The following is a 6,970-nucleotide window of genomic DNA, read 5'->3' on the forward strand; positions in this document are numbered from 1 at the left end:
CGGGAGCGGCCCGCTGGTCGCGCGGAGGTGGTGCGCCGCGACGAGTCCGCCGCTCATGATGGGTCTCCTGGCGTTTCGACGCGCTTCGCTCGCTCAACGACCGGGATCGGGTGGCGGTCGTTGAGCGAGCGGGGTACGAGCGAGACGAAACGCCCGCAGCCCGGCGCGCGACATCGGTCCGGAGCGATTCGTCTCGCTTCGCCGGCTCAACGACCGTGAGCCTGTACCGCTCAGCCCAGGCGGTAGACCCGCTCGGCATTCTCGGCGAGAACGGCGTTGCGGTCGTGGGCGCCGACGCGGTCGCCGAGCCACGAGGCAACGGTCTCGACCCAGCGGCCGTACGGGCCCGAGACCGGCCAGTCGCCGCCGAACAGGAGGCGGTGCGGGCCGAAGGCGTCCAGTGCGACGTCGAGGAACGGGCGCAGCTGTGCGGCGGTCCACTCTCCCTGCGACTCCGCGGGCAGACCCGACAGCTTGCAGACGACGTTGTGGCGCCGGGCGAGCCTGTGCAGCTCCGTCGCCCACGGCGTGCCGTCGGCGGGGGCCGCGTCATCCGCCGAACCGACCGGCGGCTTGCCGAGGTGGTCGAGCACGATCGTGAGCTCGGGCACGGCGTCGGCAAGCGCCGCCACGTCCGACAGCTGGCTCCAGCGCACGCACGCATCGAAGGGCAGGCCGGCGGATGCCACGGCCCGGGCGGCGTCGCGAAAGCCCGGCTCCGCCGCGAAACCGTCGGCCTCGGACTGCAGCATGCGGCGCACCCCGACCACGAGCGGTTTGCTCGCGAAGGCCTCCAGGTGCGCGTCGGTCGCGGCAGGGTCTTCGAGCGGTGCGCGCGCGACGATGCCGCGCAGCGGCACCTGCGCTGCGAGCGACGCGACCCAGTCGGCTTCGGCGACCGACTGCTCCGGCGCACACTCCGCCTGGACGAACACGAAGCCGAAGTCGCCGTCGGGAGCGTCCTGCAAGGCGAGATCGAGATCTTCCGGTCCGAAAGATCGGAGCAGCGGTCCGTCCAGCCACTCGTAGGTCAGGACCTCTGGGTCCCAGAGATGGAGGTGTCCGTCCACGACTCGCATGGCTTCCATTCTGCCGCGGACGCACGGGGGCCGCGGCATCCGTGCCCGCCGGACATCCGATGTCTAAGATGGGCGCGTGGCCGTCACCGACGAAGCGATCGAGAAGATCAAAGACATGATCGTGCGTGGCGAGCTGGGCCCCGGGTCCCGCCTGCCTCCGGAAAAGGATCTCGCCGAGCGCCTGGGCCTCTCGCGCAGTTCGATGCGCGAGGCCGTCAAGGCGCTCGAGGTCATCCGGGTGCTGGACGTGCGGCGCGGCGACGGCACGTACGTCACGAGCCTCGAGCCGAAGCTCCTCCTCGAGGCGATCTCGTTCGTCGTCGACCTGCACGACGACGACTCGCTGCTCGAGATCTTCGCCGTGCGCCGGGTGCTCGAATCCCACGCGACGGGCCTCGCGGCGCAGCAGGCGGGCGACGACGACGTCGCGGGGCTGGATGCCGAGATCAGCGCCGTGGCCCCCGACACCGACATCGAGTCCCTGGTCGAGCACGACGTGCGCTTCCATAGCGCGATCGCGCGGCTCGCGGGAAACGACTACCTCGCCAGCCTGCTGGACAGCCTGACCAGCCAGACGGTGCGGGCACGCGTCTGGCGCGGCCTCACACAGGCGGGCGTCGTCGAGCGGACCCTCGCCGAGCACCGGGCGATCCTCGACGCGATCGCCGACCACGACGCCGAGCTCGCCACCTCGATCGCCCAGGTGCACATCGCGGGCATCGAACGGTGGCTGCGACAGGCGCGCGACCGCGCCTGAGCCGGGGCGGCTATCGCCCGTCGTCGCGCGGCGGGTGCGGCGCGGGGCACGGCGGGCGCGGCGCAGGGCAGGCGCGGGGCTCGGCTAGGCGAAGCGGACGGTCTGCTGCAGCCGGGTGCGGATGTCGAACACCTCGTTGCCGCCGATGTCGCGCGCGCCGGTGATGCCGCGACGGAGCACGGTCGCGAGCGCGCTGCGCGACACGATCGCGACCCGCATGCCTCGCACCCGGCCGAGCTCCTGGATCGGCTCGACCACGTCTTCGTCGGGGAGTACGACGATCGCTCCGCTGAACCGCACGCCCGCCGCGCGCGCGACGACGCGCATGTGTGCGAGCAGCTCGGCGAGGGGTGCGCCGGGCACGCCGTCGCCGACGAACTCGCCGCGGCGCAGCCGCGCCGGACCGCCGAAGTCCTCCGACAGCAGGCCGTACAGGCCGCTCGGCCCGAGCACGATGTGGTCGATCTTGGCATCGGGGTCGGCACCGCGCCCGGACGCCGCGACGTCGTGCCACACCGTGTAGCCCATGCCGAGGTCGGCCACGATGCGGGCGGTCGCCTCCTCGGCGAGCGCATCGGCGAGAAGTCGCCGCAGCGCCACCGGAGCGGAGCGCACGAGCGCCGGGTCGTAGGGGTCGTCGAGGGTCACGCCGCGGCCCGCCCATTCGCGGATGAGGGTGAGGTAGCGCTCGCGGCGCCAGCCGCCGGGGTGGCCGTACGAGCGCGCACGCGGGCGGGTGTCGGTGCGGGCCGCGGGTGGCCGCCATCCCGACCACTCCGGAGCGGCCGCCTCGCCGAAGCCGTGACCGCGGTCGTAGGCCGCACGCGCGTCGGGGGTGCCGACCAGCTCCCAGGCCCGCTGCACCTGGATGAACACGGCCGCGTCGCCGCCGGTGTCGGGGTGCGTCTGCCGCAGCCGCAGGCGGTAGGCCTTGCGCAGGGTCTCCTCGTCGACACCGGGGTCGACCGCGAGTACCTCGTAGGCCGACGCCGAGAGCGGACTGTCGAACACGAACCCTCCCCCACGAGCCTCTGCCGCCCGGATCAGCCGCGCGGAACACCGCAGATCAGGCTACGTCACCCCCGCACCGTCGGGCGCGTCACGCCGCTCGTTGCGGCGCGCATAGGCCGCGGCGCTGCGGCTCGACAGGGCGAGGAGGACCAGGATGTCGAGACTCAGCGACACGTACGTGCCGTCGATCTCGATCTCCTGGCCTTGCGCCCACCAGGCGGTGAAGGACGTGCTGATCGAGAGCATCGAGATGAACATCACCACCACGCGCGCCCAGTTGATGCCCCGGTACACGAGGAACGCCATCGCGAGGTCGAGCAGCAGCACCACTGAACCCGTGCCGAGCACCAGCCACAGCGCCGCCTGCGTCCCCTCTGGGCTCGGGTCGAAGCCCTCGAGCACGGAGTCGGGATCGGCGAGGAGCTCATCCCACCCCGCCGCGATGCCGACGAGCACGGCGACACCCGCGAGGACGCGCAGCAGGATCAAAGCCGCGCCGGCGGTGGTGGACGTCGGCCGCTTCATGTGGGGGTCGTACCGGGGCGGCCTCAGCAGTCGCGCGGCCGGTTCGTACGCGGGCCGCTTCTGCGGGGCGGGCGTCTCTGCGTTCACGCGGCCACCTCCCCCGATGCATCGACACGGGTCTCGACCGCCCGGACGTCGACGATCGGCAGGTCGCCGTCGGTGCGGATGCTGTCGCCGCCGCCGTTGCGGGCGTGATAGCCCGTGGCGAAATCGGCGATGACGTCGACCGCGACGCGGGGGTCGGCATCCGTCACCGTCCTGACGATGTGGTCGCGCTCGACGTCGGTGTCGGCGTCGATGCGATGCGTGACCTGGAGCGTGAAGAGCGACAGCCCGACGCTGGTGTCGAACGTGCCGGCGGCGAGCCAGTCGACGCGGCGGCCGCCGGGCAGCAGCCAGTCGTCGGGGCAGCGCCAGAACCGCACGTGGTGACGCTGGGCGGGGTTGCCGTCGACCTCCTGCTGGTACGCGAAGTCCTGTTGGCGGCCGAAGAGGAACAGCGGGCTCACCGGCGCCTCGTCGTAGCTGCGCCGCCTGAGCGTCGACGCCACGATGCGCCACGACGACCCCAGGGTGACGGGCTCGGCGCGCGTCCAGCCGGCGGCCTCGAGCGCGGCGCGGATCTGCTCGCCGCTGCCTTGGAACGCCAGGTTCACCGGATCGCCGAGGAGTCCGTCGCTGGTCCGGGTACGTCCGATGAAGTACTCGGGCACGTAGATGGTGGTGAGGATGCGGTGCAGGCGGGGCAGCACGAGGTAGGCGAGCAGCAGCCAGAACGCCAGGAAGAACGGGATGCCCCACCAGCCGACGTGGAACGTCTCGGTGAAGCTGAGGTAGGCCAGCCACAGCGCCGCCAGCCCGGCGAAGACGAAGAAGAACCAGTCGATCGCGACCCCGATCGAGTAGGCGCGGCGGCGGGTGCTCACGGTTCCTCCTCGCCGCTCGCGCGGTCAGCCCCAGAGCGGAACGTCGGGCCGGTGGGCGAGGGCCGTCGCCCCCAGGTCTGCCGGCAGGTCGGCGAGCGTCGCCGGCTGCCAGCGCGGCGAGCGGTCCTTGTCGATGACCTGCGCGCGGATGCCCTCGGCGAGGTCGGGCTGCGTCGTCGCGAACCACATCACGAGCCCGTACTCCTGGTCGAGCGCTTCGCGCAGTCCCGGCAGCTCGCGCGCGCGGCGCACGGCGGCGAGGGTCACGGCGAGCCCGGTCGGCGAGAGCTCGCCGAGCAGATCGGCGGTGGCGGATGCCTCGGGCTCGGGCCGCGCGCGCAGTCGCTCGACGATCTCGGGGACGGTGTCGGCGGCGAAGGCGTCGTCGATCCACGTGCGTGCCGCCTCGAGCTTCGACCGGGCGGGCGTCTCATCGAACAGCAGCACGAGCTCGGTCGGCGTGGACGGGTCGGCCCGCGTCTCGAGCGCGTCGCGGACGGCGTCGAGGCTCGCGTGGGGTACGAAGTGGTCGGCGAATCCGGCGTAGATCGCGTCCGAGGCATCCATCACCGCGCCGGTGAGTCCGAGGTACTCGCCGAGGCGACCCGGTGCGTGCGCGAGCAGCCAGGTGCCGCCGACGTCGGGGGTGAACCCGATGCGCGTCTCGGGCATCGCCAGCTGTGACCGCTCGGTGACGATGCGGATCGCCGCGTGCCCGGCGACACCGATCCCGCCGCCCATCGTGATGCCGTCGGCGAACGCGATGAACGGCTTCGGATACTCGGCGATGCGGGCGTTGATGGCGTACTCGTCGCGGAAGAACACCCCGGCGTCCTCGGCACGACCGCTCGTGACCTGCTCGGCGAGGCCGCGCACGTCTCCGCCGGCGCAGAGCCCCCGCTCGCCGGCGCCGTCCAGGAGCACGACATCGACCTCGGTGTCGTGCTCCCACGCGTCGAGGGCGTCGTGCAGGCGCCGGACCATGCCCAGGTCGAGTGCGTTGATCGCGCGCGGGCGATTGAGGGTGAGCCGCCCGAGCCCTCCGCTCGTGCTCAGGAGGACGGTGGGCTCGGCGCTGACGTCGGCGAGGTCGGTCACGAGCGCAACGTTACCGGGCGGCTGAAGTTCTCCCACGCCGGACCTGGATTTCCGCCAGGATGGAACTCGGTTCCGCGAGGAACCCGCAACGAAGCGACCCCGACCACTGCCCCGCGGGGTGTCTCGCTCACGACCACGGGAAGGGTTCGGCATGCCCCACGGCCATTCGCTGGAGTTCTCAGGTGTCACCAAGCGCTTCGGCGCCGTCACAGCCGTCGCCGGGCTCACCGCCCGCGTCGACCCCGGGCAGGTGACCGGATTCCTCGGGCCGAACGGCGCGGGCAAGACCACGACACTGCGGATCCTTCTCGGCCTCGTTCGCGCGACGGACGGCCACGCGACGATCGGCGGCCGGCGCTATGCCGAGCTCGATCACCCGCTGCAGACCGTCGGCGCCGTGCTCGAGGCATCCAGCTTCCATCCCGGCCGCACCGCCGCGGCCCACCTCACCATCTACGCGCAGGCCGCCGGCATCGCGCGGGCGCGGGTGGACGAAGTGCTGGATCTCGTGGGCTTGACGGATGCCGCGAACCGCAAGGTCGGCGGATTCTCACTGGGCATGCGCCAGCGCCTCGGCCTCGCGTACGCGCTGCTGGGCGACCCGGGCGTGCTGGTGCTCGACGAGCCGGCGAACGGCCTCGACCCCGAGGGGATCCGCTGGATGCGCGGCTTCCTCCGCCAGCTCGCGGGCGAGGGGCGCACGGTGCTCGTGTCGTCGCACCTCCTCGCCGAGGTGCAGCAGACCGTCGACGCGCTGCTGATCATCTCGCGCGGGCGGCTCGTCTTCCAAGGCTCGATCGACGAGCTCACCGACCCGGACGAGCACGCCACCGTCGTGGACGCGCCCGATCGCTCGGCGCTGGTGGCGGCGCTGAAGGCCGCGGGCGTGCCGTTCGAGGTCCTCCGCTCGGGACTCACCGTGCGCGGCCTCGACCCGGTCGCGGTCGGTGCGGCAGCCGCCGCCGGCGGCGTGGCCCTGTCGTCGCTGCACCGCCGGGGCCCGGCGCTCGAGGAGGTCTTCCTCGACCTCGTCAACGGCGCACGGGTGCACGCGAGCGCCGCGGGCGGGGTGGGCACGCTGTCGCAGGTGCCCGGAACGGATGCTGCCGCCGTGGGTCTCGCCGCGGGCGCGACGTCGGCCGGGGCGGCGACGGCGGGGACGACGACGGCAGGGGAGGCGACGCCGGTGGTGGCGACGGATCCGGAGCCCTCGGAGTCGGAGGCGGGAGCAGTCGCGGCCCCTGCGCCTGAGCAGGACGACTCGGGATCGCACGAGGCCGAGCAGTCGGCGCTCAGCACGGCAGTCCTCGACGCCGAGGGAACGAGCACGCCGGGCGCGGCCGCTGCTCTCGGAGCAGCCGCCGGCGCCGCGTGGGCGAGCGAGGCTCGGAACGATGAGCCTGCCGCGACCACGGAAGGTGCACGCGCCGCGGAGCACGGCGGCGCTGTGGGAGCCGCCGAGCACGGCGGGACTGCGGAAACCGCCGAGCACAGCGGGGCAGGGGCAGCAGCCGCGGAGCACAGCGGGGCTGCGGAAACCGCCGAGCACAGCGGTGCTGCGGAAACCGCCGAGC

Annotated in this window: 7 protein-coding genes; 2 read left to right on the forward strand and 5 right to left on the reverse strand. The window is 72.9% G+C overall.

The genetic code is table 11. The features are described 5' to 3' along the window. Positions 1-230 precede the first annotated feature (230 nt). Positions 231-1,079: an amidohydrolase family protein gene (locus B1729_RS17325; RefSeq protein WP_163620909.1), complete on the reverse strand. Its 849-nt coding sequence runs from the start codon at positions 1,077-1,079 to the stop codon at positions 231-233. Between the two features lie 76 nt (positions 1,080-1,155). On the opposite strand from B1729_RS17325, the gene B1729_RS17330 reads away from it, so the two are divergent. Next, entirely contained in the window at positions 1,156-1,836 is a 681-nt protein-coding gene (locus tag B1729_RS17330; RefSeq protein WP_163620910.1) for a FadR/GntR family transcriptional regulator, read from the forward strand. An 84-nt stretch (positions 1,837-1,920) separates the two neighbouring features. Here the strand turns inward: B1729_RS17330 and B1729_RS17335 are convergent, their stop codons facing one another. The 4 genes from B1729_RS17335 to B1729_RS17350 are packed head-to-tail and all read right to left on the reverse strand — an operon-like array spanning position 1,921 to position 5,396. Further along, positions 1,921-2,847 (reverse strand): DnaJ domain-containing protein, encoded by a 927-nt coding sequence (locus B1729_RS17335; protein ID WP_163634031.1) that lies wholly within the window; start codon positions 2,845-2,847, stop codon positions 1,921-1,923. A 60-nt stretch (positions 2,848-2,907) separates the two neighbouring features. Continuing rightward, positions 2,908-3,459, reverse strand: coding sequence for a hypothetical protein (locus B1729_RS17340; protein WP_239539699.1), 552 nt, complete (start codon positions 3,457-3,459; stop codon positions 2,908-2,910). Further along, on the reverse strand, positions 3,456-4,298 hold the full coding sequence (locus tag B1729_RS17345; protein WP_163620912.1) for an LssY C-terminal domain-containing protein: 843 nt from the start codon (positions 4,296-4,298) through the stop codon (positions 3,456-3,458). The genes B1729_RS17340 and B1729_RS17345 overlap by 4 nt, the downstream gene beginning before the upstream one ends. A gap of 24 nt (positions 4,299-4,322) precedes the next feature. Continuing rightward, positions 4,323-5,396: an enoyl-CoA hydratase/isomerase family protein gene (locus B1729_RS17350; RefSeq protein ID WP_204260215.1), complete on the reverse strand. Its 1,074-nt coding sequence runs from the start codon at positions 5,394-5,396 to the stop codon at positions 4,323-4,325. Positions 5,397-5,547: 151 nt separating this feature from the next. On the opposite strand from B1729_RS17350, the gene B1729_RS20955 reads away from it, so the two are divergent. Continuing rightward, on the forward strand, positions 5,548-6,970 hold a 1,423-nt coding region (locus B1729_RS20955; protein WP_163634036.1), incomplete at its 3' end, for an ATP-binding cassette domain-containing protein.

It is taken from the genome of Microbacterium sp. B35-04 (assembly GCF_010634885.1).
In the GTDB taxonomy this organism is placed as follows: Bacteria; Actinomycetota; Actinomycetes; order Actinomycetales; family Microbacteriaceae; genus Microbacterium.